Annotated in this window: 21 protein-coding genes and 1 riboswitch; of the genes, 15 read left to right on the top strand and 6 right to left on the bottom strand. The window is 65.4% G+C overall.

The window, feature by feature from the left end:
- Nucleotides 1-55: 55 nt before the first annotated feature.
- Entirely contained in the window at nt 56-1,318 is a 1,263-nt protein-coding gene (gene lysA, locus PXJ20_RS00840; RefSeq protein ID WP_413212640.1) for a diaminopimelate decarboxylase, read from the bottom strand.
- A gap of 8 nt (nt 1,319-1,326) precedes the next feature.
- Entirely contained in the window at nt 1,327-1,650 is a 324-nt protein-coding gene (gene lptM, locus PXJ20_RS00835) for an LPS translocon maturation chaperone LptM (protein WP_126879331.1), read from the bottom strand.
- Between the two features lie 35 nt (nt 1,651-1,685).
- Here lptM and cyaY point away from each other — a divergent pair, with 35 nt between their 5' ends.
- On the top strand, nt 1,686-2,003 hold the full coding sequence (gene cyaY / locus PXJ20_RS00830; RefSeq protein WP_017777188.1) for an iron donor protein CyaY: 318 nt from the start codon (nt 1,686-1,688) through the stop codon (nt 2,001-2,003).
- Nucleotides 2,004-2,047: 44 nt separating this feature from the next.
- Here cyaY and PXJ20_RS00825 read toward each other — a convergent pair whose 3' ends face one another.
- Complete coding sequence (locus PXJ20_RS00825; RefSeq protein ID WP_026121924.1) at nt 2,048-4,471, bottom strand: penicillin-binding protein 1A; 2,424 nt, start codon at nt 4,469-4,471, stop codon at nt 2,048-2,050.
- Between the two features lie 248 nt (nt 4,472-4,719).
- Between PXJ20_RS00825 and pilM the strand changes: the two genes are divergently transcribed.
- The 8 genes from pilM (at nt 4,720) to ugpQ (ending at nt 13,014) form a co-directional block, all read left to right on the top strand.
- Nucleotides 4,720-5,730, top strand: coding sequence for a type IV pilus biogenesis protein PilM (gene pilM / locus PXJ20_RS00820; protein WP_421029964.1), 1,011 nt, complete (start codon nt 4,720-4,722; stop codon nt 5,728-5,730).
- 4 nt (nt 5,731-5,734) lie between these two features.
- On the top strand, nt 5,735-6,433 hold the full coding sequence (locus PXJ20_RS00815) for a PilN domain-containing protein (protein ID WP_421029963.1): 699 nt from the start codon (nt 5,735-5,737) through the stop codon (nt 6,431-6,433).
- A complete protein-coding gene (locus PXJ20_RS00810) occupies nt 6,430-7,350 on the top strand; it encodes a hypothetical protein (protein ID WP_421029962.1) in 921 nt (306 codons plus the stop codon). Before PXJ20_RS00815 ends, PXJ20_RS00810 begins: the two co-directional genes overlap by 4 nt.
- Complete coding sequence (locus PXJ20_RS00805; RefSeq protein ID WP_421029961.1) at nt 7,347-9,062, top strand: type IV pilus secretin PilQ; 1,716 nt, start codon at nt 7,347-7,349, stop codon at nt 9,060-9,062. Before PXJ20_RS00810 ends, PXJ20_RS00805 begins: the two co-directional genes overlap by 4 nt.
- A gap of 160 nt (nt 9,063-9,222) precedes the next feature.
- Complete coding sequence (gene aroK / locus PXJ20_RS00800; RefSeq protein ID WP_026121925.1) at nt 9,223-9,774, top strand: shikimate kinase AroK; 552 nt, start codon at nt 9,223-9,225, stop codon at nt 9,772-9,774.
- A gap of 25 nt (nt 9,775-9,799) precedes the next feature.
- Entirely contained in the window at nt 9,800-10,882 is a 1,083-nt protein-coding gene (aroB, locus tag PXJ20_RS00795) for a 3-dehydroquinate synthase (RefSeq protein WP_421029960.1), read from the top strand.
- 65 nt (nt 10,883-10,947) lie between these two features.
- Nucleotides 10,948-12,156: a deoxyguanosinetriphosphate triphosphohydrolase gene (locus PXJ20_RS00790; protein WP_421057403.1), complete on the top strand. Its 1,209-nt coding sequence runs from the start codon at nt 10,948-10,950 to the stop codon at nt 12,154-12,156.
- Nucleotides 12,157-12,252: 96 nt separating this feature from the next.
- Nucleotides 12,253-13,014: a glycerophosphodiester phosphodiesterase gene (gene ugpQ, locus PXJ20_RS00785; RefSeq protein ID WP_421029958.1), complete on the top strand. Its 762-nt coding sequence runs from the start codon at nt 12,253-12,255 to the stop codon at nt 13,012-13,014.
- 60 nt (nt 13,015-13,074) lie between these two features.
- Here ugpQ and PXJ20_RS00780 read toward each other — a convergent pair whose 3' ends face one another.
- Both PXJ20_RS00780 and PXJ20_RS00775 read right to left on the bottom strand, forming a co-directional pair.
- Nucleotides 13,075-13,452, bottom strand: coding sequence for a DUF883 family protein (locus tag PXJ20_RS00780; RefSeq protein WP_017777198.1), 378 nt, complete (start codon nt 13,450-13,452; stop codon nt 13,075-13,077).
- Nucleotides 13,453-13,797: 345 nt separating this feature from the next.
- Nucleotides 13,798-14,520: an OmpW/AlkL family protein gene (locus PXJ20_RS00775; protein WP_126879338.1), complete on the bottom strand. Its 723-nt coding sequence runs from the start codon at nt 14,518-14,520 to the stop codon at nt 13,798-13,800.
- A gap of 187 nt (nt 14,521-14,707) precedes the next feature.
- Here PXJ20_RS00775 and PXJ20_RS00770 point away from each other — a divergent pair, with 187 nt between their 5' ends.
- The 4 genes from PXJ20_RS00770 (at nt 14,708) to thpR (ending at nt 22,796) form a co-directional block, all read left to right on the top strand.
- Nucleotides 14,708-15,415 carry a transposase gene (locus tag PXJ20_RS00770; protein ID WP_026121928.1) on the top strand — a complete coding sequence of 236 codons (708 nt, stop codon included), beginning with the start codon at nt 14,708-14,710 and terminating at the stop codon, nt 15,413-15,415.
- Between the two features lie 310 nt (nt 15,416-15,725).
- Nucleotides 15,726-20,432, top strand: coding sequence for a glutamate synthase-related protein (locus PXJ20_RS00765; protein ID WP_421029957.1), 4,707 nt, complete (start codon nt 15,726-15,728; stop codon nt 20,430-20,432).
- A gap of 107 nt (nt 20,433-20,539) precedes the next feature.
- Nucleotides 20,540-22,006 carry a glutamate synthase subunit beta gene (locus PXJ20_RS00760; RefSeq protein ID WP_017777202.1) on the top strand — a complete coding sequence of 489 codons (1,467 nt, stop codon included), beginning with the start codon at nt 20,540-20,542 and terminating at the stop codon, nt 22,004-22,006.
- A 235-nt stretch (nt 22,007-22,241) separates the two neighbouring features.
- Entirely contained in the window at nt 22,242-22,796 is a 555-nt protein-coding gene (gene thpR / locus PXJ20_RS00755) for an RNA 2',3'-cyclic phosphodiesterase (RefSeq protein WP_421029956.1), read from the top strand.
- A gap of 15 nt (nt 22,797-22,811) precedes the next feature.
- Here thpR and PXJ20_RS00750 read toward each other — a convergent pair whose 3' ends face one another.
- Nucleotides 22,812-24,560: an ABC transporter ATP-binding protein/permease gene (locus PXJ20_RS00750; RefSeq protein ID WP_421029955.1), complete on the bottom strand. Its 1,749-nt coding sequence runs from the start codon at nt 24,558-24,560 to the stop codon at nt 22,812-22,814.
- A gap of 254 nt (nt 24,561-24,814) precedes the next feature.
- Nucleotides 24,815-24,935: riboswitch (TPP riboswitch) on the top strand.
- 225 nt (nt 24,936-25,160) lie between these two features.
- Here PXJ20_RS00750 and PXJ20_RS00745 point away from each other — a divergent pair.
- Nucleotides 25,161-26,291, top strand: coding sequence for an FAD-dependent oxidoreductase (locus PXJ20_RS00745; RefSeq protein ID WP_277596947.1), 1,131 nt, complete (start codon nt 25,161-25,163; stop codon nt 26,289-26,291).
- 42 nt (nt 26,292-26,333) lie between these two features.
- The gene (gene thiS / locus PXJ20_RS00740; RefSeq protein WP_421029954.1) at nt 26,334-26,531 is read left to right on the top strand and encodes a sulfur carrier protein ThiS; all 198 of its coding nucleotides are present in this window, start codon (nt 26,334-26,336) and stop codon (nt 26,529-26,531) included.
- Nucleotides 26,532-26,553: the final 22 nt, after the last annotated feature.

Genomic DNA, 26,553 nt, shown 5'->3' with positions numbered 1-26,553 from the left:
CGAGTGTCGGGCCCTGACGTTTGGCGCTGATCCTGGGCCCGCTTCAGGCCGCGCGTTACGCCGGCAGGACGCTTTCACCCGCGAACAGCTGCGTCACGCTTTCGCGTTCGCGCACGACGTGAGCTTGTTCGCCGTCCACCATGACTTCGGCGGCGCGGCCACGCGTGTTGTAGTTCGAGCTCATCACGAAACCATAGGCGCCGGCCGAGCGGATGGCGAGCAGATCGCCCGGCTCGATCGCAAGCGACCGCTCGCGGCCGAGCCAGTCGCCGCTTTCGCATACTGGGCCGACCACGTCGTAGACCTGAGTCGGCGCCTGCCGCTCGACAACAGGCTCGATCGCGTGAAAGGCCTCGTACATCGCCGGGCGGGCCAGATCGTTCATCGCTGCGTCCACGATCGCGAAATTCTTTTCGGCGCCCGGCTTCAGGAATTCGACGCGCGTGAGCAGCACGCCCGCGTTGCCCACGAGCGAGCGGCCCGGCTCGAAGTACACCTCGCGATGGCCGTGGCCACGCGCTTCGATGCGGTCGAGCACCATGCGCACGAACGCGCCGATGTCGGGCGGCGTTTCGTCGTCGTAGCGGATGCCGAGGCCGCCGCCCACGTCGATGTGGCGAATCGCGATGCCGTCGGCTTCGATCTGCTCAACGAGTTCCAGCAGCTTGTCCACGGCATCCAGGTACGGTTCGACTTCGGTGATCTGCGACCCGATATGGCAGTCGATGCCAACGACCACGAGATTCGGCATCGCCGCCGCCGCGCGATAGGTGGCGCGGGCGTCGTCGAACGCCACGCCGAACTTGTTCGACTTGAGACCCGTGGAGATATACGGGTGCGTCTTCGCATCGACGTCCGGATTCACGCGCAGCGACACCGGCGCCTTCTTGCCGAGTTCACCGGCGACGGCATTGAGCCGGTCGAGTTCCGGTATCGACTCCACGTTGAAGCATTTCACGCCGGCCATGAGCGCTTCCCGCATTTCAGCCGCACTCTTGCCCACGCCCGAGAACACGCTGTTTTCCGCCTTGCCGCCCGCAGCGAGCACGCGCGCGAGTTCACCGCCGGAGACGATGTCGAACCCCGCGCCCATGCGCGCAAAGAGGTTGAGCACGGCGAGGTTGCTGTTCGCCTTCACGGCGTAGTGGATCGACGCGCGGCGGCCCGCGCATGCGTCCGCGTAGGCGTGCCACGCCGCAGTAAGCGCGGCGCGCGAGTAGACGTAAAGCGGCGTGCCGAACTGCTCGGCCAGCGAAACGGCGGAAACGCCTTCGACATGCAGCACGCCGTCGACGCGTGTGAACGCGGGTTGAACCATGTGAAGTCTTATTGGGTTTGCGCCGCATCCGATGCGGCACGCGAGGGCGCTGCGGGTGCGGTGTTGAGTTGGGTGTCCGGCGAGAGCGTCAGTGCGGTGCCCGAGGTGTCCGGCACTTCGCCTGCCGATACCCCCGACGCGCCCGAAGACGCGGTTTCGGCGCCCGGCTTGACGTCTTCGCCAGGCGGTTCGGTTCGTTCGTTGGGCTTCGCCGGCAGGGGCGGTACCGTGGGCAGATAGAGCGCGCCGCGTTGGCCGCAACCGGCGAGCGCGCCGCCTGCGAGAATGGCCAGAGCCGCTACAATCGCGCTCATCCTGAAAACGACTCGCATGACTGTCCCAGAGAATTTAATCAACGGAGTTTAGCATGACCGACAGTGACTACCTGACCCGTGCCGAAGCCGTGCTGGACGCGGTGGAGCGGGCGATCGACGACATCGACGCCGACATCGAACTCGAGCGCAGCGGCAATGTTTTGACGCTCGAATTCGCTAACCGGTCGAAGATCATCGTCAATCTTCAGCCGCCCATGCAAGAGATCTGGATTGCCGCAAAGGCCGGCGGTTTCCATTTCCGCTACGTCGACGACGCGTGGCGCGACACGCGCAACGACACGGAGTTTTTCGACGCACTCTCCGGGTACGCGACGCAGCAGGCCGGCGAGCCGGTGACTTTTACGCCGTAGTTTTACGTCGCGGTTTTACGCTGAACGCGCGAGCCCTCGTGCGTTCAGTGCCCCCGGAACAGGTTCATGATGTCCTGTTTCTCTTTCTCGTCGATGTGTTCGGGCGCGGGTTGCGGCTCGGCGCCGGCCGCCGCGCTGGCTTGCGCGTCGAGCGCTTCCTGGCTCACGCCTACCGTGGAAATGAAGCCGTGTCCCGGCGTGAATCCGTCGAAATACAGTTCGTCGCCGAGCGTCACGACGCCGTCCGGCATCGGCATCTTGTAGGGCGGAACGCCCTTCAGCATGCGGCTCATGTAATCGATCCAGACCGGTAGCGCGAGGCCGCCACCCGTTTCGCGGTCACCCAGGCTGCGCGGATTGTCGTAGCCGATCCACGCCACGGCCGCCAGCGTGTGCTGGTAGCCCGTGAACCAGGCGTCGCGCGAATCGTTCGTCGTGCCTGTCTTGCCGGCGAGGTCCGTGCGGCCCAACACGTTCGATCGCGCGCCTGTACCGTGCTGCGCCACGCTCTGCAAGAGGCTGTTCATCACGTATGCGTTGCGCGCGTCGATGGCGCGCGGCGCGTTTTGTTCGGCGATGAGCGGTTGTGCGTGCGCGACCACCACGCCGCGTTGATCTGTCACCTCGGCGATCAGATACGGATTGATGCGGTAGCCGCCGTTGGCGAACACCGAGATGCCGCTCGCCATCTGGAGCGGCGTGACGAGACCCGCGCCCAGCGCCATCGGCAGATACGCCGGGTGGCGCTCGGCATCGAAGCCGAAGCGCGTGATGTACTGCTGCGCGTACTTCGTGCCGATGTAGTTGAGGATGCGGATGGACACGAGGTTCTTCGACTTCTGCAGCGCCGTGCGCATCGTCATGGGACCGTCGAAGCCGCCGCCGTAGTTCTTCGGCTCCCACGCTTCGCCGCCCGGGGTGGTGGCGGGAAAGAAGAGCGGCGCGTCGTTGATGATGGTGGCCGGTCCCAATCCCTTTTCCAGCGACGCCGAGTAGATAAACGGCTTGAAGCTGGAGCCGGGCTGGCGCCAGGCTTGCGTCACGTGGTTGAACTTGTTCTTGTTGAAGTCGAACCCGCCCACGAGCGCGCGAATCGCGCCGTCCTGCGGCACAACGGAAACGAGCGCGCCTTCCACTTGCGGCAACTGCGTGATCGACCACTTGCCGCCGTCGTCACGCACGAGCCGGATGATGGCGCCCGGCCGGATGCGCGAATTGGGTTGTGCCCGCGGGCCGAGTGCGTACTGCGCGAAGCGCAGGCCGTCTCCTTCGATGGTGGCCGTGTTGCCGTCGATGAACGTTGCCTGCACCTGCTTCGGGCTGGCCGACGTGACCACCGCGGCAATGATCTCGCCGTTGTCGGGATGTTCGAGCAGCGCGTCGTCGATTTCCTGTTCGCGTTCGCTCGCCTCCTGAGGCAGATCGACGAACGCCTCGGGGCCGCGATAGCCGTGGCGCCGTTCGTAGTCCATCAATCCCTTACGGACGGCGCGATACGCGGCGTCCTGTGCAGCGGAGTCGATCGTGGTCACGACGTTCAGGCCGCGCGTATAGGCCTCTTCGTGGTACTGCGCGTACATCATCTGCCGCACCATTTCCGCGACGTACTCGGCATGCACGCTGAATTCGCGAGCCACGCCCTTCACCACGAGCGGTTGCTTCACGGCGTCGTCGTACTGCTGCCGCGTGATGTAGTTGAGTTCGAGCATGCGCTGCAGGATGTATTCCTGGCGCACCTTCGCCCGCTTGGGATTCACGACCGGGTTGTAGGCGGACGGCGCTTTCGGCAGGCCCGCCAGCATGGCCGCTTCGGCAAGCGTGAGGTCCTTCATGTCCTTGCCGAAATAGACGTGCGCCGCACTCGCAAAACCGTAAGCGCGCTGACCCAGATAGATCTGGTTCATGTAGACCTCCAGAATCTGGTCCTTGGTCAGCTTCGTTTCGATCTTGTACGCAAGCATCATCTCGTAGATCTTGCGCGTGTAGGTCTTCTCGCTGGAGAGGAAGAAATTGCGCGCCACCTGCATGGTGATGGTGCTCGCGCCCTGCGTGGCATGACCGTTCGTGAGGGCGACGATGCCGGCCCGCGCAATGCCGGTGAGGTCCACGCCGCCGTGCTCGTAGAAGCGCGCGTCTTCGATGGCGAGAATCGCTTTCTTCAGGTGGTCCGGCACGTCCTGGATCCGCACGATGTCGCGCCGTTCTTCACCAAATTCGCCGATCAGCACGTGATCTGCGGTGTAGATGCGTAGCGGCACCTTCGGCCGGTAGTCTGTGAGCGCTTCGAGCGAGGGCAGATTGGGTGCCGCCACGACGAGCCCGTAGCCGATCACGAGCGCCACGCCCACAATGCCGGCCGCGACGAGCCCTACGAAGCCGAGCAGCAACCTCGCCCAAAGAGGGCGCTTAGGGGCTTTCGGTGTGGGCGGTGGGGCGGCGTTGTCGGGCGTAGGGGATGGGGATTGCATGGGGACACCAGAAAAACAGTCCCGCGATTATAGCCGCCGGGGTAGGGCGCCTTTCGGCTCGCTTACGTCCGTTCGGCTCTTCGCGGGACAACGGCACCACTGTAGCGTCCCTGTGCGTGCCCGGATAGGCGTTGCACGCCGCGTTGGCCATCTGGCCGAATGTCGGGCCATGCTCGCGATTCGCACAATCTCCTCCAACGATCGCACGCGAATGGTTCGCGGCGACGTGCAGGCGAGGAGGAGGCGCAATGTCGCTGAGGAATGCGTGGCAACTGTCGGTTCGCCGGTTCGGCGCCGGTATCGATCTCAATGCCCAGGGCGTAAGGTGCGCCGTGTTGAGCCGGCGTCTGCGCAGCACGGGTCCGGTGCGGATCGAATGGCTGGCCGCGTGGCCGTTGGTCTCCGGCGCGGTGGCGGGCGCCGAGATTCTTGACCGCACCGCGGTGAGCACCGTGTTGCGCGCGGCGTTTGCCCAGATGCCGGCCTGGTGCGCCGCCCAGGCCATGCGATGCGCGATGGCCATACCGGCCTCGGCTACGTTCTCGGCGTCCATGCCGATGGGGCAACTCGCGGCAAACGGCGAGCAGGAGGCGGGCCTTCTTCCCATGGGGCCGGCGTGGACGGCGTTCGAGCCCGCCGTGCTGGCCGAGGCCGAGCGCGTGGCCGGCCTCGAGCGCGACGCACTGGCGGTGGACTGGTTCGTCGACGAGTCGCTGCATCACGTTGCAGACGGCGGGCCGGGCGGGCATTACGTGACCCTTGCCGCGGCATCGCGCCACCATCTCGAGGCGCGCCTGGAATGTGCCGCAGCGGCGGGTTTCACGCTTCACGCGCTGGACGGCGAACCGCACGCGGCATTGCGCGCCATGCGGCACGCCGCGAAAGTCGAGTTGCAGCCGTATGAACCCTACGCGGCCCTCTGGGTGGGCGGCGACGGCGTCTATGGATGGCGTGTGGTCGATGGTCTCGTGGCCTGCGAAATCCGCTATCCCGCGCTCGAATACCCGGACTTCGTCGATGCTCTGCGCGAGCTTTCAAAGGGCGCGGCGGTGCGATGCGCGCTGCTGTCCGGCGATCTGCACCTGCTTGTGAGCGCGGGATTTTCACTCGCCGACGTGGGCGACGTGCTGGGCTGCCCGGTATTGCCGTTCGAGTGCTCGGCCTTGGCCGATGGCACGCGGCCGCTCGTTCCCGAACTGCTGCACGAGCCGGCATGCGCGGTGGCAGTCGGCCTCGCGTTGCGCGGCGTCATGGAGTGACGCCATGAACGTGAATGCAATCACGCGCGCCCAACTGCGCGCCGAGCGCGGGACCGCATGGATGGGCGGCTTCAATTTGCTGCCTTGGCGGCGAGCTCAGATGCGTCGTGCGCGCCGGCGTTGTCTGCTCGGCTGGGCATGCGCGGCGGCATTGGGCGGCGCAGGGGTAATCGCGCTAGGCGGCTGGCAGGTCTTCGAGCGGATGCGTGTGGACGCGCAACGGGCCGAAACAGAACGCTCGCTTGCGGCGATGGTGGGACCGCTTGCCGAGCACGATCGTCTGGCGCGGCGTATTGCCGGGCAGCGCGAACGCGACGAACGCGCAGTCGCAATGGGCGCATCGCTCGCGCATCTGTTCGACTTTCTTGCCGCATTGAGTCGCGAAGCTTCAGCGGAAGTCGCGGTGCAGCGGCTCGTGCAGCACGACGGCGAAATCGTGGTGACCGGTGAGGCGCGCGATCACGCTGCATCAGCCGAATGGCTGGAGCGGCTACGCGATCTGGAAGGCGTGCGCTCGGTATCGGTGAGCGAGTTGAAGCGCGCGGAGCCTGGGCCGACGCCTCGTGCCGGCACGCAACCGCGCGAGACCGTGCAGTTCACCGCCACGGTGCGATGGGACGATGCGCCCGGCACGCCGGGCGAGGCACAACGTTCGCAGCGACCAGGCGCTACCCACGAGAACGCATTGCGGGGGCGGACATGAGCGGCGTCGGCACGCAGTTTCCGTACGGTCTGGGTGAAGCACGCGCAGGCCATGCGTCATGGACGGGAGCGTGGGCCCGGCCGGAGACCTGGAGCGCATGGCAGCGCTTCGGCGTGGCCGTGCTGGTTGCCGCATTGACGTTCGTAGCCGGCGCGAGAGCGTGGACGAGCGAAGACATGACCGGCATCGACGCGGCGCGCGCTGCGCTTGCCGACGCGCAATCGCGCTTTGACGACGCCCGCGACGGTGTCGCGCATCTGACCGAACTGCGGAGCCTCGCGCGCGGCCTGCCCGACCTGAATGAAGGGGGCAAGCGTGGGTCGTTTTCGGCGGACGCGCGCACGGTCTCGGCGCTCGCGGCGGCAGCGGGCATGGTGCTCTTCGGTCTCGAACCGGGGGCGGAGAGCGGATCGGCGACGGATGCAATGCGTTCCATCAAGCTCTCCGCGCAGGCGGATTTTTCGCAGCTGATGGATTTCCTGCAAGCACTCCAGACCTTGCCAACCCTCGTCGTGCCCATCGAATTGACGGTGAAGCGCAATGCCGACTCACTGCATATCGAGGCACAACTGCGTGTCTACGATGGCTTGCGTGCGCCGGAGGCGATGCGCGAGGCAACTCGCGACCGAGCCGCCGACCTGCTTTCGCTCGACCCCGACGAAACGTTCCAGCGCTATCTCGCCGACCCGTTCGCCGTGGATCGTTCCGATGCTGCCGACGACGCGGTGCGTCTCACCGGGCTGCTGCGTGATCGCAGGCGCGCACTGGCACTCGTGGAAACGTCGAATGGCGCATTGGACGTGACTGCGGGCGAAAGTCTTCTCGGCGAGCAGGTGGTCGGCGTGGGCGACACCGGCCTCACGCTTGCGAGCGACAGCGGTACGCGCGAACTCTTATTGCAGGAGGTGGCGCGATGAGGCTACGCGACCGCATTACCGTTGGCGTCTGCTGTGCGTGGCTTGCAGCCGGCGCTGCACACGCCGCGCTGCCACCTCTACCGCAATGGGCGCGAAGCGACGGGCCCGTCGCAACGTACGACGACGTCCCACCGCTACCTGCCAGCTTCGAGGATGACGTCTACGGCGCGCGAGGCAGGGAGGCTCGCACCGCGACGCGCATGCTCAAGAATCCGTTCGTTTCCGAAGACTCCGGCAGCTTGCCCGGCAGTGCCGATACAGAAGACGACGCGACCTATGCCTTCTCCGCCTCTCCGGATCGGCAACTGCCGGAAGACGGAGCGCCCTTCGACGCAGACGCAGACGCAGATCGGGACAACGCACGTGTTCAACGGTCCGGCATGGCATCACGCGCCGCGGACCGCGAAAGCCTGCAAACCAGTGTGCTCGAAGGACCGCCGATTCCGCTGGCCGCCGAACAGCGGCTTTCGACCGGCGGCCCGACCTCCAGCGACGCCGGCCTTCCACCGGATCGCCCCATCACGCTGGATTTCCGTCATGCCGAACTCGGCGCCGTGCTCCACGCGTTCGCGAAGTTCACCGGGCTCAACATTGTCGCGTCCGACCGCGTGCGCGGCGAAGTGACGTTGCGCTTCGACAATGTCCCGTGGCGGGCCGCGTTCGATACCCTGCTCGACCTTCAGGGGCTCGCCATGGAGCGCCACGGCAACATCGTCTGGGTGGTCCCGGCCGCCGACCTCGCCGCGCGCGAGCGGCGGCGCTTCGAAGCCCATGCCCGCGCCGCGGAACTCGAACCGCTCGTGAGCCGCACCTTCGAATTGCACTACGCCCGCGCCGACGAGCTTCGCCGCCTGTTCACCGGCTCAGGCGCCCAACGCGTGCTCTCGAAGCGCGGCGCCGTCATGGCCGACGCCCGCACGAACCTGCTCTTCGTAACGGACCTGCAGGGGCGACTCGATCAGCTTGCCGAACTCGTCCGGCGCCTCGACCAGCCGTCGCGGCAAGTGCTGATCGAAGCGCGCATCGTGGAAGGCGAACAAGGTCTGTCGCGCAATCTCGGAGTGAAGCTCGCGATGTCGGCGAGAAACGATGCGCCGTCCACGGGACTGCATGGCGGCACGGAGGGCACGCTGCTGAATCTCGGCGCCTCGGCGCTTTCGGGCTTCGACGCCGCGAATATCGGCATGACGCTGCTCGCGGCGCGTGCAACGCGGCTGCTCGATGTGGAGCTGAGCGCGCTCGAGGCCGAGGGCCGCGGACACGTGGTGTCCAGCCCGCGCGTGGTGACCGCGGACCGGATGAAGGCCATCGTGGAGCAGGGTACGGAACTGCCTTATCAGGCCAAGGTGGGGCAGGGCGTGTCCGGCGTCCAGTTTCGTCGTGCGAGCCTGAAGCTGGAGGTGGAACCGCGTATCACGCCCGACGGCCGGGTGATTCTCGACCTCGACGTGGCGAAGGACAGTGTCGGCGAGCAGACCACATCGGGCCCCGCTATCAACACGAAGCACGTGCAGACGCGTGTCGAAGTGGAGGACGGCGGCACGGTTACCATTGGGGGTATCGACGCCACCGACGAGCGCCTCGATGTGACTCGCGTGCCGCTCCTGGGCAAAATACCGGTTTTGGGCGCACTTTTTCGTCACCGCGCGCAGCGCAATCAGCGCAGCGAACTCGTTGTCTTCATTACGCCGCATGTTGTGCAGACGAATTGAGCGGCGGCGCGACGCGCATTTGTGGCTGAAACCCCATACCCGGCTGCCGCCTGCCGCGCGGGCGGGACGGGCCCGCAGGCCGTGCCCGCAGGCTCGACAAGGCGGTCGCTTTGCCAGTAAGCTGCGGCACGAACCATACCGGATTGACCAGAGGAAACCGTTGCAACCGCGGGACGCACACGCCAATGTATTTTTCGTAGGGCTCATGGGGGCGGGGAAGACCACCGTGGGCCGGGCGGTGGCGCGCCGTCTGGAGCGGCCTTTCTTCGATTCGGATCATGAAATCGAGGCCCGCACCGGCGCCCGCATTCCCCTGATCTTCGAACTGGAAGGCGAAGCGGGCTTCCGCGACCGCGAAGCGCAGGTGATCGCAGACCTTACCAGTCGCGAAAACATCGTGCTGGCCACCGGCGGTGGCGCCGTGTTGCGTCCCGAGAATCGCGAATTGCTCAAGAGCCGCGGCATTGTTGTCTATCTGCGCGCGAATCCGCACGACCTGTGGTTGCGTACCCGCCGCGACAAGAACCGTCCGCTGCTGCAGACCGAAGACCCGAAAGCACGTCTCGAAGCGCTGTACGAAGTGCGCGACCCGCTCTATCGCGAATGCGCCAATTTCGTCATCGAGACAGGGCGGCCTTCCGTCAACGGGCTCGTCAACATGGTGCTGATGCAGCTGGAGATGGCGGGCGTGGCCCGCAGCACTGCGTCATGAGCCCTCGTCATCCATAATGGCCAGCATGATTACAGTTAACGTCGACCTGGGCGAGCGCGCCTATCCCATCCATATCGGGGCCGATCTGCTCGGACGTACCGAGTTGTTCGCTCCGCACATCGCCGGCGCAGCCGTCACCATCGTCACCAACACGACGGTCGATCCCCTCTACGGCGAGACGTTGCGGCGCGCACTTGCCCCGCTCGGCAAGCAGGTTTCCACCGTGGTACTGCCCGACGGCGAGGCGCACAAGAACTGGGAAACGCTGAACCAGATCTTCGACGCGCTGCTCGGTGCACGGGCCGATCGCAAGACCACGCTCATCGCGCTGGGCGGCGGCGTGACCGGCGACATGACCGGCTTCGCGGCCGCGTGCTACATGCGTGGCGTGCCGTTCATCCAGGTGCCGACCACGCTGCTTTCGCAGGTGGATTCGTCGGTGGGCGGCAAGACGGGCATTAACCATCCGCTCGGCAAGAACATGATCGGCGCGTTCTACCAGCCGCAGGCCGTGATCGCGGATATCGGGACGCTGCGCACGCTGCCGCAACGCGAACTGGCCGCCGGCGTGGCCGAGGTCATCAAGACCGGTGCCATTGCAGATGCCGCGTTCTTCGAGTGGATCGAAAGCAACGTCGAAGCGCTCAATCGTTGCGCGCCCGAAGCGCTTGCGTATGCGGTGAAGCGGTCGTGCGAAATCAAGGCGTCCGTGGTCGCCGCGGACGAGCGCGAAGGTGGCCTGCGCGCCATTCTCAATTTCGGGCATACGTTCGGCCATGCGATCGAGGCAGGTCTGGGCTACGGCGAGTGGCTGCACGGCGAGGCCGTGGGTTGCGGCATGGTGATGGCGGCTGATCTCTCGGTACGTCTCGGCTATCTCGACGAAGCATCGCGTCAGCGCATCGTGCGCGTGGTGGAGGCTGCGCATCTGCCCACGCAGGCGCCCTCACTCGGCGAAGCGCGCTACATGCAGCTGATGCAGGTCGACAAGAAGGCCGAAGCCGGCGCGATCAAATTCATTTTGCTGAAGCGTTTCGGTGAGACGCTGATCACCCGCGCGCCCGATGAGGCCGTTCACGCTACGCTTGCCGCAACGGTAGCCGCCTGATACGGGCGCGGTCTGCCGAAGGCGGGACCGCAAGGCTCGCGACGGCGCAACAACTGGAGGAGCCGGTGAACGAAAGGCGCAGCGACATCCCGGGCGAACAACACGGCCACGCAACGGCTGCTGCGGTGGCCTCTCCCACGGTTGCCGCGCTCGAAGCGCATCTTGCGCCGTACGCGGCCCGTTCATCGCAGTCTCGTGGACGTCATTTCGATGAGCCGCCCCCTTCCGCGCGCACCGAGTTTCAGCGCGACCGGGACCGCATCGTTCACTCCACCGCGTTTCGGCGCCTCGAATACAAGACGCAGGTGTTCGTCAATCACGAGGGCGATCTCTTTCGCACGCGGCTCACGCACAGCCTCGAAGTCGCGCAGATCGCCCGCTCGGTCGCTCGCAACCTGCGCGTGAACGAGGATCTCGTCGAGGCCATCTCGCTCGCGCACGACCTCGGCCACACGCCGTTTGGCCACGCCGGCCAGGACGCGCTCAACGAATGCATGCGCGAGCATGGGGGCTTCGAACACAATCTGCAAAGCCTCACCGTGGTCGACGAACTCGAGGAGCACTACGGCGCATTCAATGGCCTGAACCTGTGCTTCGAAACGCGCGAAGGCATTCTCAAGCATTGCTCGCGCGAAAACGCCCGGCGCCTCGGCGCGCTCGGCGAGCGTTTCCTGCTGGGTCGCCAGCCTTCCATCGAAGCGCAAATCGCCAACGTCGCGGACGAGATCGCCTACAACAATCACGACGTCGACGACGGCCTGCGCTCCGGCCTGCTCTCCATCGACCAGCTTGCCGAGGTCGAACTCTGGCAAACGCATTACGAGGCCGCGCGCCGCGACTATCCGCAGATCGAGGGACGTCGCCTGATTCATGAAACCGTGCGCCGGATCATCAATACGCTGATCGTCGACCTGATCGACACGACGCGCCGCAATCTCGCCCAGCATGCACCCGCGTCGCTCGACGACGTGCGCGCTGCGCCGCCGCTCGTCGCGCACAGCGAGACCGTCGCGGCACAAGCCACGCAATTGAAGCGCTTCCTGTTCGTGAATCTCTACCGTCACTATCGCGTGATGCGCATGGCGAACAAGGCGCGGCGCGTGGTGGTCGGGCTCTTCGACGCGTTCATCGAGGACTCGCGGCTGTTGCCGCCCGCGTATCAGTCGAAGGATCCGGCGGTTCAGCCGCGCCTCGTCGCGCACTACATCGCGGGGATGACTGACCGCTATGCGCTCAAGGAGTATCAGCGGCTCTTCGTGATCGCCGACAACTAAGCGAGGGGCGCGGTTGCACGCCAGCTCGCCAGCGCCTCGCGCCCGTTTCGCATTCGCAGTCTTTCCAATACCGCATCCACCCATGGACGTCTGCCCATGCAAGCTCATCCGATGAAAACATGGCCGTATCCGCACGTGGCTGCCCATCGCGGCGGCGGCACGCTGGCTCCCGAGAACACGCTTGCCGCGCTGGAGACAGGGGCGCGCTTCGGACACCGAATGGTCGAGTTCGACGCGAAGCTTTCCGTCGATAACGTCGTTTTCCTGCTGCATGACGATACGGTCGATCGCACGTCGAACGGCAGCGGCGCGGCCGCGCGCATGCGCTACGACGCGCTCGCGGCGCTGGACGCCGGCGCCTGGTACGACGCAGCTTTCGTGGGTGAACGGATGCCGACGCTCGAGCAGGTGGCCGCGCGCTGCAAGGCGTTGGGGCTCGCCGCGAATGTCGAGATCAAGCCGTGTCCCACCCGCGACGAGGACACAGGTCGCCTCGTCGCGTTCGAAACGGCCCGGCTTTGGGCGGGCGCGGAACCGGCGCCGCTCCTGTCGTCCTTCTCGTTCGATGCGCTCGCTGCCGCTCGCGATGCCGCGCCCACGTTGCCGCGCGGCCTGCTCGTTGAACAGCTGCCCGCGGACTGGCGCGCGCAGACAGACGCACTCGGCTGCGTCTCCCTGCACGTGGACCACGAGCAACTCGACGCGCAACGCGTCGCGCAAATCAAGGCGGCGGGCCTCTTCGTGCTGGCCTATACGGTCAACGACCTGCAGCGCGCAAGAGAACTCGTCGCGTGGGGCGTGGACACGGTCTGTACCGACCGCATCGACCTGATCGCGCCGGACTCGCTGGGCGGCTGAACCGAGGCCGCTCCAGGTGTGGTCGCCCCTCGGCCCGCACGCCGGCGGGCATGTCCCGCCTTATCGCGACCGGGCGAGGACCGCGCCCAGGATCAGCGCCACGCCGCCCACGATCGCAAGCGACTGCCACGGATTCTCGCGGACGTAATCCTGCGCCTGCTCGAGCGCATCGCCGGCGCGGTCGCGCACCGCGGCGCGTGTTTCATCGAGCCGGGAGCGCGCGGCGTCCAGCCGCTTGCGCATGTCGGCGCGCAGCGTCACGGCGTCGGCCTGCGTGCCGTCGGCGAGTGTGGTTTCCAGTTCGGCGAGCAACGCGCGCAGTTCGCCGGCCACGTCTTCGGCCGCGTGGCGCGTGTGCCGCGCGATACGGCGCGCGTGGCGGCCGGTGGTGTTCCAGGATTCTCCGATGGCGTCCCGAGTGTTGGGAAATGCAGTCATGATCGCTCCGTCGATGAAGAATGAAGGGGGTGTCCCGCGCGCCTTGCGTGGAATATTCGCGGGAAGCCCAGTATCACGCAACTTGGGTGCCCGCGATACCGCTGCAGCGCAACACGCCGCGTCGCGCCTGCCATCAGGGCGTTGCGGGGCGGGTGTAGACGATTGCGGGCACTGTCGGAATTACAACCCGTTACGGGGTCAGCACATTTGATCAGGCAGGCATAGAATCGAAAAACGCCGCCACGGAACCGGCGAGGTTCCGTGGCGGCGTTCAGGTGAAAAGCGAAGAATGTGCGAAGGTCCGGGCGGGCCGCTGAATTGCGTCCCTTCGTCGGTGCCGATGCTTTAGAACGCGTAGCCGACCTTGACGTAAGTAACGATCGGGTTCAGCTTGATCTTCGTTTCCGACGTCGCGTTGAGCGTACCCACCGGTGTCGAGCGAGCCGTGTTGAGGGTAGCCTTTACGCTGACCGGAATGTACGAGATGGAGAGGCCGGCGAACCAGTGTTTGGTGAACGCGTAGTTGAAGCCGAGATTAAATACCGGCGACCAGGAACGATCCGTCGACACGCTGGTCGGACCGTTCAGTACGCCCTGCTCGAACTGGCCGTTGGTGATCTTGGCGTCGGTGAACCAGACGCGCGTCACGCCAAGACCCACATATGGCCGGAACTTCGCCTGGGCGTCGTTGAAGTTGTATTTGAAGAGAAGGGCGGGGCTCCACAGTTTTGCCGAACCGAGCTTGCCGAACTGTTCGAAGGTGCCTTTGCCGTTCAGGTCGAATTTGGGCGGAATGCCGAGTTCCAACTCCGTCGAGATGTGGTCGGTGATGTAGTAACCGAAGCTCAAACCGATCGTGTCGGAATCGTCAATGCCGGCACCGGTGTTCGGAATCGTGATGTTGACGGGTGACCCGCCGACGTTGGTGACTTTGAGTGGATCGCTGCTGTCTTGGGGCATGAAATGAAACCACCCCGTCGTAACGTAAAACGTATTGGCCGTCTGCGCGTGCGCTGCGGTCATGCAGGCGAGCGCCGCCATCCCCGTCAAGGCCTGTTTTAATTTCATTTGTGCTCCTCCATAAAAGGCGTGCTCATTATGACCAGAACGTTTCAAACAGACCATATGGCACGGTTAGAGCTTTCTCCCTAAGCGCTGCGGGGTTTCCGCGCGAGCCGCGCCACGCCGAAGGCCGCGCGGCGGCCGTTGCGCGGACCCGCGGGTATTTACTAACGCCACTATTGGAAAATCCAGCATGGCACGGCTTGCACGTCTTTATGTCCCAGACCAGCCTCAGCACGTGATCCTGCGCGGACTCGACCAGCAGCCCGCTTTCGTCGACGACCAGGACTACGAGCTGTTCATCGATTGCCTGAAGGCGGCGGCGCGCGATCATCATCTCGCCGTGCACGCCTGGGCGCTCATGCCGGGTGCGGTGCAACTGCTTGTGACACCGTCCGACGAAGCGAGCCTGCCCAAAGCGATGCAGGCCGTGGGCCGCCGCTACGTGGCTCACTTCAATCGCCGCTACTCGCGGCGTGGCACGTTGTGGGAGGGCCGCTATCGCGCAACGGTGATCGAGGGCGAGCGGTACTTCCTGCTCGCGAGCCGCGTGGTGGAACTCTCGCCGGTGCGTAACAAGCTCGTGGCAGCGCCCGAGGATTACCGCTGGTCGAGCTATCGCCATCACATCGGGCTGACGGTCGACAGCCTCATCACCGACCATCCGCTCTACTGGTCGCTTGGCAATACGCCGTTCGAACGGCAGCGGGCCTACCGCGAACTGTGCGAGCAGCCGCTCGACGAACGCGAAGCGAATCAACTGCTTCAGGCCACGCTGAAGGGTTGGGTGCTGGGCGGCGAGTCGTATCGCGAATGGGCGTCGCGTACGGCGAACCGGCGCGTGTCGCCGCTACCGCGCGGGCGTCCACGCAAGGTTCGGGAGACGCCGCAGACGCAATAGCGGCGGGCCGGCGCGCATCCGGAAGACGGCATCGGAAGATGCCGTTTCTTTTGCCCTGTTTTGATATGGAACCAATTAAAACGGCAGAAAATGCACCAATACGATAATTGGTTCCATATCATCACATTTTGTTTGCTATTTCATTGATTCGTCGCGTATATTCCGAATTCCGGCGATTCCTGGGCGCACGACGCGGGAAATCCGCTCCCCAGCGCGGCCCTCACTCGGGCGTCAGCGTTCAGCGGGAACAAGAACATGGTTTCAACGGCTGGTACGTCTGCGTACCGGCCCTCTTTCAGACGGTGTCCCCATGAACGACCACCACGAGCACCCGGGTGCCCTGCGCCCCGCCGCCCAGGGTCTGTACGACCCGCAGAACGAGCACGACGCGTGCGGCGTCGGTTTTGTTGCGCACATCAAGGGCAAGAAAAGCCACGAGATCATTCAGCAGGGCCTGAAGATTCTCGAGAACCTCGATCACCGGGGCGCCGTGGGCGCGGACCCGCTGATGGGCGACGGCGCCGGCATCCTGATCCAGATTCCGGACGGCTTCTATCGCGAAGAGATGGCGAAGCAGGGCGTGACGCTGCCGCCCGCCGGCGAGTACGGCGTCGGCATGATCTTCCTGCCGAAGGAGCACGCTTCGCGTCTCGCCTGCGAACAGGAACTGGAGCGCACGGTGAAGGCCGAAGGCCAGGTGGTGCTGGGCTGGCGCGACGTGCCGGTCGACCACGCCATGCCCATCTCGCCGAACGTCAAGGCGACCGAGCCGGTGATCCGCCAGATCTTCATCGGCCGCGGCAAGGACATCATGGTCACGGACGCGCTCGAGCGGAAGCTGTACATCATCCGCAAGACCGCGAGCCACCGCATTCAGGCGCTCAAGCTCAAGCACGGCAAGGAATATTTCGTGCCGTCGTGCTCGGCGCGCACGGTGGTCTACAAGGGGCTGCTGCTCGCGGGCCAGGTGGGCGTGTACTACCGCGACCTGCAGGACGAGCGTGTCGTGTCGGCGCTCGCACTGGTGCACCAGCGCTTCTCGACCAACACGTTCCCCGCCTGGGAACTCGCCCACCCGTACCGCATGATTGCCCACAACGGCGAAATCAACACGGTGAAGGGCAACGTCAACTGGCTCAACGCCCGCACGGGCGCCATTGCCAGCCACGTGCTGGGCGACGACCTGCCGAAGCTCTGGCCGCTGATCTATCCCGGTCAGTCGGATACGGCGTCGTTCGACAACTGCCTCGAGCTGCTCGTGATGGCGGGCTACCCGCTCGTGCACGCGGTCATGATGATGATTCCGGAGGCGTGGGAACAGCACACGCTCATGGACGACAACCGCCGCGCGTTCTACGAGTACCACGCCGCCATGATGGAGCCGTGGGACGGCCCCGCCGCCATCGCGTTCACGGACGGCCGCCAGATCGGCGCGACGCTCGACCGTAACGGCCTGCGTCCGGCCCGCTACATCATCACGGACGACGACCTCGTCATCATGGCGTCCGAATCGGGTGTGCTGCCCATTCCCGAATCGAAGATCGTCAAGAAGTGGCGTCTGCAGCCGGGCAAGATGTTCCTGATCGACATGGAACACGGCCGCATCATCGACGACAAGGAACTCAAGGACAACCTCGCCAACGCCAAGCCGTACAAGAGCTGGATCGACGCCGTGCGCATCAAGCTCGACGAGATCGAGCCGAAGGCCGAGGAAGTCGCCACGGAACGCCGCGAGGCCGCCGCGCTGCTGGACCGCCAGCAGGCATTCGGCTACACGCAGGAAGACCTCAAGTTCCTGATGGCGCCCATGGCCCAGGCCGGCGAGGAGGCCATCGGCTCGATGGGCAACGACTCGCCGCTCGCGGTGATGTCGAACAAGAACAAGACGCTCTACCACTACTTCAAGCAACTGTTCGCCCAGGTGACGAACCCGCCGATCGACCCGATCCGCGAGAACCTGGTGATGTCGCTCGTCTCGTTCATCGGCCCGAAGCCGAACCTGCTCGACACGAACAACATCAACCCGCCGATGCGTCTCGAAGTCTCGCAGCCTGTGCTCGACTTCAAGGACATCGCGAAGATCCGCGCCATCGATCAGTACACGGGCGGCAAGTTCAGCTCGTACGAACTGAACATCTGCTATCCGGTTTCGTGGGGCAAGGAAGGCATCGAGGCGCGGCTCGCGTCGCTGTGCGCCGAAGCCGTGGACGCGGTGCGCTCGGGCTACAACATCCTGATCGTGTCCGACCGCAAGACGGACCGCGACAACGTCGCCATTCCGGCGCTGCTCGCTACCTCGGCCATCCACACACACCTCGTGCAGCAAGGTCTGCGCACGAGCACGGGCCTCGTGGTCGAAACGGGTTCTGCGCGTGAGGTGCACCACTTCGCGCTGCTCGCGGGTTACGGCGCGGAAGCCGTGCACCCGTACCTCGCGATGGAAACGCTCGCGCAGCTCGCTTCGGGCTTCAAGGGCGACCTGTCGCCGGAAAAGGCGGTCTACAACTTCACGAAGGCGATCGGCAAGGGCCTGCAGAAGGTCATGTCGAAGATGGGCATCTCGACGTACATGTCGTACACGGGTGCGCAGATTTTCGAAGCCGTTGGCCTCGCTGAAGACCTCGTGCAGAAGTACTTCAAGGGCACGGCGTCGAAGGTGAACGGCATCGGCCTTTTCGAAGTGGCCGAAGAAGCCATTCGCCTGCATCGCGACGCCTTCGGTGAAAACCAGGTGCTCGCCACCATGCTCGACGCGGGCGGCGAGTACGCGTATCGCGTGCGCGGCGAAGACCACATGTGGACGCCGGACGCCATCGCGAAGCTCCAGCATTCCACGCGCAGCAACTCCTACCAGACGTACAAGGAGTACGCGAACCTGATCAACGACCAGACCCGCCGTCACATGACGTTCCGCGGCCTGTTCGAGTTCAAGGTGCATCCGGCGCGCGCCATTTCGCTCGACGAAGTGGAGTCCGCAAAGGAGATCGTGAAGCGCTTTGCGACGGGCGCGATGTCGCTCGGCTCGATCAGCACCGAAGCACACGCCACGCTCGCCGTCGCGATGAACCGCATTGGCGGCAAATCGAACACGGGCGAGGGCGGCGAGGACGAAAACCGCTATCGCAACGAACTGCGCGGCATTCCGATCAAGAACGGCGACACGCTGGCTTCGGTGATCGGCAAGGAAATCGTGCGCGACATTGCGCTCAAGGACGGCGATTCGCTGCGCTCGAAGATCAAGCAGGTAGCCTCGGGACGCTTCGGCGTGACGGCCGAGTACCTCGTCTCGGCAGACCAGATCCAGATCAAGATGGCGCAGGGCGCAAAGCCTGGCGAAGGCGGTCAGTTGCCGGGCCACAAGGTCTCCGAGTACATCGGCAAGCTGCGTTACTCGGTGCCGGGCGTCGGTCTCATTTCGCCGCCGCCGCACCACGACATCTACTCGATCGAAGACCTGGCGCAGCTGATTCACGACCTTAAGAACGTGAATCCCTCGGCCAGCATTTCGGTCAAGCTGGTGTCGGAAAGCGGTGTCGGCACGGTGGCCGCGGGCGTCGCCAAGGCGAAGTCCGATCACGTCGTGATCGCGGGCCATGACGGCGGCACGGGCGCATCGCCGCTCTCGTCGATCAAGCACGCCGGCACGCCGTGGGAACTGGGCCTTGCCGAAACGCAACAGACGCTCGTGCTCAACCGCCTGCGCGGCCGCATCCGCGTGCAGGCCGACGGCCAGATGAAGACGGGCCGCGACGTGGTGATCGGCGCGCTGCTGGGCGCGGACGAGTTCGGCTTCGCGACGGCGCCGCTCGTCGTGGAAGGCTGCATCATGATGCGCAAGTGCCACCTGAACACCTGCCCGGTGGGCGTGGCAACGCAGGATCCGGTGCTGCGTGCGAAGTTCCAGGGCCAGCCCGAACACGTGGTGAACTACTTCTTCTTCGTGGCCGAGGAAGTGCGCGAAATCATGGCGCAACTCGGCATCCGCAAGTTCGACGACCTGATCGGCCGCGCGGATCTGCTCGACATGAAGAAGGGCATCGAGCACTGGAAGGCGAAGGGTCTCGACTTCACGAACGTGTTCTATCAGCCGGTCGTGCCGGAAGACGTGGCACGCCGGCATCTGGAGTCGCAGGATCACGGCCTCGACCGCGCGCTCGACCACACGTTGATCGAGAAGGCAAAGGCCGCTGTCGAGCGCGGCGAGCACGTCTCGTTCATCCAGCCTGTGCGTAACGTGAACCGGACGGTGGGCGCCATGCTCTCGGGCGTGGTGGCGAAGAAGTACGGACACGACGGCCTGCCCGACGACGCCATTCACATCCAGTTGAAGGGCACGGCGGGCCAGAGCTTCGGCGCGTTCCTCGCGAAGGGCGTCACGCTCGACCTCGTCGGCGACGGCAACGACTACGTCGGCAAGGGGCTTTCCGGCGGACGCATCATCATCCGTCCGACCAACGACTTCCGCGGCAAGTCGGAAGAAAACATCATCTGCGGCAACACGGTGATGTACGGCGCACTGGAAGGCGAAGCGTTCTTCCGCGGCGTGGCCGGCGAGCGCTTCTGCGTGCGCAATTCCGGCGCCACGGCGGTGGTGGAAGGCACGGGCGACCACGGCTGCGAGTACATGACGGGCGGCACGGTGGTCGTGCTCGGCGAGACGGGCCGTAACTTCGCGGCCGGCATGTCGGGCGGCGTGGCCTACGTCTACGACCCCGAAGGCACCTTCGGCCCGAAGTGCAACAAGTCGATGGTCGCGCTCGAACCGGTGCTGCAGCAAGCCGAGCAGGAGCACACCGTGGACCGCGCGCTGTGGCACGCGGGCCAGACGGACGAGGCGCTGCTCAAGGGGCTGATCGAGCGTCACTTCCAGTTCACCGGCTCGCCGCGTGCGAAGGCGCTGCTGGAAAACTGGGACGCGGCGCGGCGCCAGTTCGTGAAGGTATTCCCGACCGAATACCGGCGCGCGCTGGGCGAGATCGGCGCGAAGAAGGCGAGCAAGGAAGTTCTGGCCGCATAACTTCGCAGCGTTAGCCCGACACGATCGACGAGGCGTGTGCCCCGTACGCGAGAGCGTGCGCGGCACACGCCGATCCCCCACCGAATACATGGATAGACGAGAGCCACATGGGTAAGGCAACCGGTTTTCTCGAATTCGAACGCCGTCACGAGGCGTACGAAGCACCGCTCACGCGGGTGAAGCACTACAAGGAATTTGTCGCGGCCCTCACCGACGAGGACGCGAAGGTCCAGGGTGCGCGCTGCATGGACTGCGGCATTCCGTTCTGCAACAACGGCTGCCCGGTCAACAACATCATTCCGGACTTCAACGACCTGGTGTTCCGCCAGGACTGGAAGAGCGCGATCGAAGTGCTCCATTCCACGAACAATTTCCCGGAGTTCACGGGCCGCATCTGCCCGGCGCCGTGCGAAGCGGCGTGCACGCTCGGCATCAATAACGACCCGGTCGGCATCAAGTCGATCGAGCACGCGATCATCGACAAAGCATGGGCCGAAGGCTGGGTGGCGCCGCAGCCGCCGAAGCACAAAACCGGCAAGAAGGTGGCCGTGGTGGGCTCCGGCCCCGCGGGTCTCGCCGCTGCACAGCAACTGGCGCGCGCGGGCCACGACGTGACCGTGTTCGAGAAGAACGACCGCGTTGGCGGCCTGCTGCGTTACGGCATTCCCGACTTCAAGCTGGAGAAGTGGCTGATCGACCGCCGCATGCGCCAGATGGAAGCCGAAGGCGTGACGTTCCGCACCAACGTGTTCATCGGCAAAGACGCGCTGCCGGCCCACATCGGCAACACGGCGAAAGAAACGCTTTCGCCCGAGGACCTCAAGGAGCAGTTCGACGCCGTCGTGCTGGCTGGCGGTTCCGAAACGCCGCGCGACCTGCCGGTGCCGGGCCGCGAACTCGCGGGCATTCACTTCGCGATGGAATTCCTGCCGCAGCAAAACAAGGTCAATGCCGGCGACAAGGTGGCCGACCAACTGCTCGCGAAGGGCAAGCACGTTGTAGTGATCGGTGGTGGCGATACGGGCTCGGACTGCGTCGGTACCTCGAACCGTCACGGGGCCAAGAGCGTCGCGCAGTTCGAACTGCTGCCGCAGCCGCCCGAGGAAGAGAACAAGCCGCTCGTGTGGCCGTACTGGCCGGTCAAGCTGCGCACGTCGTCGTCGCACGAAGAGGGCTGCGAGCGCGACTGGTCGGTGGCCACGAAGCGCTTCGAAGGCAAGAACGGCAAGGTGGAGAAGCTGATCGCCGCGCGCGTGGAGTGGAAGGACGGCAAGATGCAGGAAGTGCCGGGTTCCGAGTTCGAGATGAAGGCCGACCTCGTGCTGCTCGCGATGGGCTTCACGCAGCCGGTGTCGCCGGTGCTCGAAGCGTTCGGCGTGGACAAGGACCCGCGCGGCAACGTGCGCGCGGCGACCGAAGGCGACAAGTCGTACTACACGTCGGTGGACAAGGTGTTCACCGCTGGCGACATGCGGCGCGGCCAGTCGCTCGTCGTGTGGGCGATTCGCGAAGGCCGGCAGTGTGCGCGGTCGGTGGACGCCTACCTGATGGGCAGCTCCAGCCTGCCGCGATAAGCCTCTGCGCTCACGGGCGCCGGCTTCGTGCAGGCGCCCTGCGAACAGACTGCGAGAGGAGATTCGCAGGACCAGGTGGAGACGACAGTGCCGTAACGAAAAAGCCGGGCGCCCCGAAAGGGCGACCCGGTTTTTTTCGTTTGTTGCCTTCCGCTTATTGCCTTCTTTCCGCGCCAGCCTCGCACACGGCGTTGCGGATAAGATCACACTGTGTACGGACAGCCGGTCGCCGACAATGCTCGATCACGACACCCGCGCCGCCGAAGGGTGGCAACGCTGCTTCATCGCGCTCTCGCCCGATGCGGCCACGCGCGAGGCGCTGGCTGCGGTGCCCGTACCGCCGGACTCGCGACGCGTGCCCGACGGGCAGCTTCATCTCACGGTGACCTTCATCGGTGCGCTTCGGGCAGACACGGCCGACGCGCTCGCCGCCGCCTTGCACGGGAGCACCGCGCCGCTTGCGCCGGCTGCGTTCGAACGCATCGAGTGCTGGCCGGGCTCAGCGCATCCGCGATTACTGGTGGCTACGCTGGCAATGTCCGATGACTTCGTGGCGCTCGACTGGCGCGTGCGCTCGCTGATGATCGAACTGGGCTTGCCCGTGGATGCACGGGCCTTTCGGCCGCACATCACGCTCGCGCGCTTCGCCCGGGGTGCGACTGCCGCGACGATTCCCGCAGACGCTCGCCTGCCGCCGTTCGCGCGCTTCGAATCGCTAGTGCTGTATTCGAGCACGCTCGCGCGGCAAGGGGCGCGGTATCAGGCGCTGGCGAGCGTGGCGGTCACGTGAGCGGCATGGCCGCATTTACGCGGCCGCCTGCTCCAGCGCCCGTTCGATGATAAGCGTCTCGTCATGGAATTGCGCCAGCGACTCGCGGTGCGCCACGCTCACGATCGCGGCGTTCGGCAGCCGCTCGTTCATCACGCGATACACGTGCGCTTCGTTTTCGGTGTCGAGCGCACTCGTCGCTTCGTCGAGGAACACGTAGTCGGGCTTGTGCAGCAGCACGCGCGCCGCCGCAAGCCGCTGCTGTTCGCCGGGCGAGAGCACGCGCGTCCAGTGTGCCGATTCGTGCAGCCGGTCCACGTAGTCTTCCAACCGGCACTGGCGCAGCGCTTCGCGGCAGTCGTCGTCGCTGAACGTGTCGCTCGTGGCGGGGTAGGCAAGCGCCGCCTTCAGCGTGCCGATGGGCAGATAGCTTTGCTGCGGGATGAACATCATGCGAGCGCCCACGGGCGCGTCGATCGAGCCGCTGCCGAACGGCCAGAGGCCCGCCAGCGCGCGCAGCAGCGTGCTCTTGCCGGAGCCGGACGGGCCGCGCACGAGCCAGCGCGAAGCGGGCTTGATGGCGACGTCTCGCACGTGCGCGAGCGTTTCGCCGTTGGGCAGCGCGAGCGTGAGGCCGCGCGTGACGAGCTGGCTTTCGTCGACGTAATGGAGGTTGATGCCGCCGTGCTCGGTGGCCGGCAATACGGATTCCTTGAGATGCGGCTGGTGCATCACGCGCTTGAATTCGCGAAGACGGTTGACGGTGGCGCGCCACTCGACCAGGGTGCCGTAACTATTGACGAACCATGACAGCGAGTCGCTCACGGAGCCGAAGGCACCGGCAATCTGCATCAGCGTGCCGAAGCTGATTGCGCCTCCGAAATAACGCGGCGACGCCACGACGATCGGGAAGATATTCGCAATCTGGCCATAGAAGTTGACGACGAAGGAGTACCGCTTCGTGTACTTCATCACGCGCCACCAGTTGTCGCGAATGCGGCTGAAGAGGTCCTTCGCGCTGGCTTCTTCGGTGCGCATGCCGTCGTAGAAGGCGATTTGCTCTGCGTTCTCGCGCAGGCGGATCAGGCCGAAACGGAAGTCGGCTTCAACGCGCTGTTGCTGGTAGTTGATCGACACCAGCGGATGCCCCACCTTGTGCGTGAGGATCGAACCCACTACGGCGTACGCGATAGCGGCCCACAGCATGTAGCCGGGAATCTGGACCGGTGTGCCGCCCAGCATCACCGTCAACGCGCCCGCGGTGCTCCAGAGCACGATCGAGAACCACACGAGGGTGGCGATGGTGGAGATCAGATCGAGGGTGAGGGCAAGCGTCGTGGTCGCGAACGAATCGAGGTCGACGGCGATACGCTGGTCGGGGTTGTCGGTGAGGCGGTCACGCTCGATGCGGTAGAACGTGCCTTCACCCAGCCACTCCTGCAGATACTTCGTGGTGAGCCATTGGCGCCAGCGAAAGCCGAGCATCTGGCGCAGATAACGCGTGTACACCGCGATGATGATGAATGCGAACGCGAGGCCGGTGAAGATCAGCATCAGGTGCGGGAATTCATGCACGTTTTTGCTTTGCAGCGCGTTGTAGAAATCGCGGTTCCAGTTGTTCAACCATGCATTGATGCCCACGAGCAGCAGGTTCATCACGATGATCGCGATCAGCAGACCCCAGGCGATCTTGCGTTCCTCGGACACCCAGTAGGGCTTGATGAGGCTCCACGCCGAGACGCGGTCGGTCTGGCTGGACGTAGGGCTGGAGGTGGGATTGGTCATGAGCTTCCTGATATCGGATTGAGATGCCGGCCCAACGGCGGGTTTGCGGATCCTGACACGGCGCGGGCGGTGAGGGCATTCCCCGCGCGCGGTGACCTGGCGGATTCTGGCCGGCACCGCTTAAACACGCCTTAATCGGGTCCACGGCATTGTGCCAGAGCCCGCCGCGCGTTCCCTATTCGGCGGCCCTGCCGCGCGCCCTGCGGCGTCCTGCCTCGTTTGCGGCGGTTCTGTCTTTTATGGTCTAATGGCCGCTGACGAAACAGGGGTGCTTCGCGCCGGCCGGCAGCACGCGGCGGCCAGCGACGAGGCTGAGAGAGACCCTTCGCACCCGATCCGGGTAATACCGGCGCGGGAAGTTTCGGGAAAGTCCCGCTGGATGCCCATGCGTCCAGTCTCCCGCCGGGCGGCGCTCCTTCATCACATATCGGAGTGCGTCCGGCCGGCCTCGCCAGCCGGTTTCGTCCTTGTGTACGTGTGCAGCCTGCCGTACGGAAAGGATACGATGACCGCTCATTCTCCAGTTCTTTGCTTTCACCGGCGCGTTCGTCGCGCTGCCGCGCTTATGGTCACGCAACGCGCGTCGCTTGGAGCGCGCTCATGAACGCCGCTGTCCGACCGGATTTCGCCGTGGTCGGCGGCGGGCTCTGTGGCCGCCTCGTCGCGTGGCAGCTTGCCGGCGCGGGACATCGCGTGGCGCTTTACGATCGCGGTGACGCCGACGGCAGCAGCTCGGCCGCGTGGGTGGCTGCCGCCATGCTCGCGCCGCTTGCGGAAGCCGCCGTCGCCGAAGTGCTCATTACGGAACTCGGCGTGGCTTCGCTGGAAAGCTGGCCGCGCATCCTGGCCGAATTGCCCGAACCCGTCTTCTTGCAGCGCAACGGGACGCTCGTCGTCTGGCACCATGCCGACCGCGCCGAGGCGCCGCTGTTCGAGCGGCGCGTTCGCGCCAATGCGCCGGCGGGGCTCGTCGAAGGCGGGTTCGTCTCGCTGGCGGGCGCCGAGGTAGGCGACGCGGAACCGGCGCTCGCTGGCCGTTTCGCGAAAGGATGGCTGCTGCCCAACGAAGGTCAGCTCGACAACCGCCAGGCCTTGCGTGCACTCGCGGCCGGGCTCGCCCAGCGTAAGGTCGATACGCATTGGAACAGCGCGGTCGAGGGCACGGCGTATCCCGACGCACGTGTCGTGATCGACTGCCGCGGCCTGGGCGGCAAGCCGGTCTGGCCCACGCTGCGCGGCATTCGCGGCGAGGTGGCGCGCGTGCACGCGCCGGGCATTTCGCTTACGCGGCCCGTGCGGCTGCTGCATCCGCGCTATCCGATCTATATCGCGCCCAAACAGGACGACGTGTACGTGATCGGCGCGACGGAGATCGAAGGCGAAGACATGTCGCCCGTCAGCGTGCGCTCGGCGCTGGAACTGCTGAGCGCGGCGTTTTCGGTGCATCCGGCCTTCGGCGAGGCGCGCATCCTGGAACTGAACTCGCAATGCCGTCCGACCTTGCCCGATCACCGGCCCGCGCTCGTTTGGGATGGCGCACGCACCTTGCGCGTCAACGGCCTGTATCGGCACGGCTACATGATCGCGCCGGAAGTGGCCAACGCAGCAGCGCGCTTCGCACAGACGCTGCTTGAGGGCAGCATCGCGGATGCCGATGCGTTCGCGCAGTGGCGCAGCGACGCCCGCTGGTCCAGCCTTTTTCATCTCGAGCACGCCGAGGAGCCGGTCTGAACGCGATCGAGCCCGCGTGAGCGAACCGACAGAAAGCGAACCATGGATATACACGTGAACCAGAAGCCGTTTTCGTTGCCCGACGGCGCGACCGTTGCCGACGCGCTCGCCGCGTTCGGCGCGCGTCCGCCGTTTGCGGTGGCGCTGAACGGCGATTTCGTCGCGCGCGCGCAGCATGCGGCGCGAGCGCTCCAGCCCGGCGACCGGCTGGATGTCGTTACCCCTGTCGCGGGCGGCTGAGCGGCGCCGCACCTTCGCCGTC

The sequence above is a fragment of the Paraburkholderia sp. A1RI_3L genome, assembly GCF_048957895.1.
GTDB lineage: Bacteria > Pseudomonadota > Gammaproteobacteria > Burkholderiales > Burkholderiaceae > Paraburkholderia > Paraburkholderia kururiensis.
Note: the sequence above shows the minus strand (reverse complement) of the source record. Positions and strands in the feature narration are given on the sequence as shown.

Excerpts from the sequence above, each read along its gene's own strand:
- lysA (WP_413212640.1), bottom strand. The coding sequence starts at position 1,318 with ATGGTTCAACCCGCGTTCACACGCGTCGACGGCGTGCTGCATGTCGAA.
- lptM (WP_126879331.1), bottom strand. The coding sequence starts at position 1,650 with ATGCGAGTCGTTTTCAGGATGAGCGCGATTGTAGCGGCTCTGGCCATT.
- cyaY (WP_017777188.1), top strand. The coding sequence starts at position 1,686 with ATGACCGACAGTGACTACCTGACCCGTGCCGAAGCCGTGCTGGACGCG.
- PXJ20_RS00825 (WP_026121924.1), bottom strand. The coding sequence starts at position 4,471 with ATGCAATCCCCATCCCCTACGCCCGACAACGCCGCCCCACCGCCCACA.
- pilM (WP_421029964.1), top strand. The coding sequence starts at position 4,720 with ATGTCGCTGAGGAATGCGTGGCAACTGTCGGTTCGCCGGTTCGGCGCC.
- PXJ20_RS00815 (WP_421029963.1), top strand. The coding sequence starts at position 5,735 with ATGAACGTGAATGCAATCACGCGCGCCCAACTGCGCGCCGAGCGCGGG.
- PXJ20_RS00810 (WP_421029962.1), top strand. The coding sequence starts at position 6,430 with ATGAGCGGCGTCGGCACGCAGTTTCCGTACGGTCTGGGTGAAGCACGC.
- PXJ20_RS00805 (WP_421029961.1), top strand. The coding sequence starts at position 7,347 with ATGAGGCTACGCGACCGCATTACCGTTGGCGTCTGCTGTGCGTGGCTT.
- aroB (WP_421029960.1), top strand. The coding sequence starts at position 9,800 with ATGATTACAGTTAACGTCGACCTGGGCGAGCGCGCCTATCCCATCCAT.
- ugpQ (WP_421029958.1), top strand. The coding sequence starts at position 12,253 with ATGCAAGCTCATCCGATGAAAACATGGCCGTATCCGCACGTGGCTGCC.
- PXJ20_RS00780 (WP_017777198.1), bottom strand. The coding sequence starts at position 13,452 with ATGACTGCATTTCCCAACACTCGGGACGCCATCGGAGAATCCTGGAAC.
- PXJ20_RS00775 (WP_126879338.1), bottom strand. The coding sequence starts at position 14,520 with ATGAAATTAAAACAGGCCTTGACGGGGATGGCGGCGCTCGCCTGCATG.
- PXJ20_RS00770 (WP_026121928.1), top strand. The coding sequence starts at position 14,708 with ATGGCACGGCTTGCACGTCTTTATGTCCCAGACCAGCCTCAGCACGTG.
- PXJ20_RS00765 (WP_421029957.1), top strand. The coding sequence starts at position 15,726 with ATGAACGACCACCACGAGCACCCGGGTGCCCTGCGCCCCGCCGCCCAG.
- PXJ20_RS00760 (WP_017777202.1), top strand. The coding sequence starts at position 20,540 with ATGGGTAAGGCAACCGGTTTTCTCGAATTCGAACGCCGTCACGAGGCG.
- thpR (WP_421029956.1), top strand. The coding sequence starts at position 22,242 with ATGCTCGATCACGACACCCGCGCCGCCGAAGGGTGGCAACGCTGCTTC.
- PXJ20_RS00750 (WP_421029955.1), bottom strand. The coding sequence starts at position 24,560 with ATGACCAATCCCACCTCCAGCCCTACGTCCAGCCAGACCGACCGCGTC.
- PXJ20_RS00745 (WP_277596947.1), top strand. The coding sequence starts at position 25,161 with ATGAACGCCGCTGTCCGACCGGATTTCGCCGTGGTCGGCGGCGGGCTC.
- thiS (WP_421029954.1), top strand. The coding sequence starts at position 26,334 with ATGGATATACACGTGAACCAGAAGCCGTTTTCGTTGCCCGACGGCGCG.